Source organism: Nocardia sp. 852002-20019_SCH5090214, assembly GCF_001665865.1.
Taxonomy (GTDB): domain Bacteria; phylum Actinomycetota; class Actinomycetes; order Mycobacteriales; family Mycobacteriaceae; genus Nocardia; species Nocardia nova.
Window position 1 is genome coordinate 1 of sequence record NZ_LZMK01000071.1, and the last position, 929, is coordinate 929.

2 protein-coding genes are annotated in these 929 nt (G+C 60.4%); one reads left to right on the forward strand and one right to left on the reverse strand.

Features of this window, described 5'->3' with window-relative positions:
- Positions 1 to 476: phosphotransferase family protein (locus tag A5780_RS07215; protein WP_156769400.1), on the forward strand; the 476-nt coding region annotated here is incomplete at its 5' end.
- Between the two features lie 164 nt (positions 477 to 640).
- Here the strand turns inward: A5780_RS07215 and A5780_RS40710 are convergent.
- Positions 641 to 929 (reverse strand): hypothetical protein (locus A5780_RS40710; protein WP_197521682.1); only part of this gene is annotated, 289 nt, incomplete at its 5' end.

A 929-nucleotide genomic window follows, 5' to 3' on the forward strand; every position in this document is an offset into this window, starting at 1 on the left:
CGGCGGCAACTGTCCTCAACAAGGATGATCGGCGGTGGATGGTTGGCCACCTCGCGGAGCTGCGCGAACGGTGGGCCCAGCTACCGGAGGGCTTGCCGTGGTCCGTGATTCACGGTGACGCTTGGGTCGGTAACGTCGTGGCGACAGACGACGGGCGGGTGATCTTGCTTGACCTAGAGCGAACCGCGATCGGGCCCCCAGAGTGGGACTTGGTGCATACGGCGATCAAATGGTCGTCGTTCGGTTGGATCAGCGCAAAACAGTATGCCGAGTTCTGCGATGTCTATGGGTGTGACGTTACGAACTGGGCAGGGTTCGAGTTACTGCGGGAGATTCGAGAATTCCGGATGACGACGATGGCTACCCAGTCTGCCGTCAATAATCCAGCGTGGCGAAAACAATCGGCACACAGACTCGCTTGCATTCAAGGACATTTCGGCGCGCGCCCCTGGGAAGGATGGCGCGCGCTCGAATGACATTCATAGGCTGGCAAGTTACTTCCTAAGCGAGTCGATCTTGTTTCATAATTTGCATTGGCCGTCGCCCGAATGCTGCGGCAGTCGTGACGAGTCAGGGCTCTGAAGCTCAGACCGCCTCGATAGTCGGCCGCACTGAAACGTTCGAGGTGGGTCGGGTACTGCTAGAGCTGGGGGCCGTCAGCTTCGGCGGCGGCGCCGGTGCCGAAGCTGGGTTGTTCGGATGTCGACCAATTTTTGGAGTGGTGGGTGTCATGGGCGCGTCGCGTTTCTTCGGCGCCGGCTTGTTCGACTGTGAGGCCGGATCGGCGTGTGAGTTCTGCGTGTAGTTCGGTGAGTTCTTGTTCCAGCCATTCGGTATCGACGGCGGTCGGTGTGCTGGTGGTGCCGGGTGCTGGCCCGTACATGATCGCTTCGTTGTCGGCGAGCTGGATGCGCCGTTCGAGTGTGCCG